This window comes from Bradyrhizobium sp. Kon37 (assembly GCF_055807535.1).
Map to the genome: position 1 here is coordinate 1 of NZ_JBVVOY010000138.1, position 447 is coordinate 447.

Sequence of the window (447 nt, forward strand, 5' to 3'; positions counted from 1 at the left end):
CGCTGGGAGGCGCCTTCGATCGTGCGCAGCCGTGGCCAGTTGGCGACATAAAAATCGTTCATCGCCGTGCGCCAGCGGAAGATGTAGTGGCTGACGAAGAATCGCGTCATCACGCCGACCACGACGGCCACGAGCGCTATGCCGGCAAAGGTCGACAACTCGCTGTAGAACTGCTCGACCGTGACCGGCGCCGACTTCGAAAGCGCAGCCTGGATCATGTCATAGAACGGTCCATACCAGCTGTTGATCGCGACCGAGACCTGGACCTGAAAGTAAGAGGTGAACAGGATCAGCGCCGAACCAAGAATGGACCACGTCGCCCAGGGATGCGGGGCAAATAACATCCATGCCGCCGCGAACACCGTAACGGCCAGCGCAAAATAGAGATCAAACCACAGCGCCGAGGCCGACCAGAACGTCGCAAGCCCGACCGGCTTCTCCGGGGCT

1 protein-coding gene is annotated in these 447 nt (G+C 60.6%); it reads right to left on the reverse strand.

Features of this window, described 5'->3' with window-relative positions; all coding sequences use genetic code 11:
- Window positions 1–447: SbmA/BacA-like family transporter (locus AC0L3J_RS37470; protein ID WP_473350441.1), on the reverse strand; the 447-nt coding region annotated here is incomplete at both ends.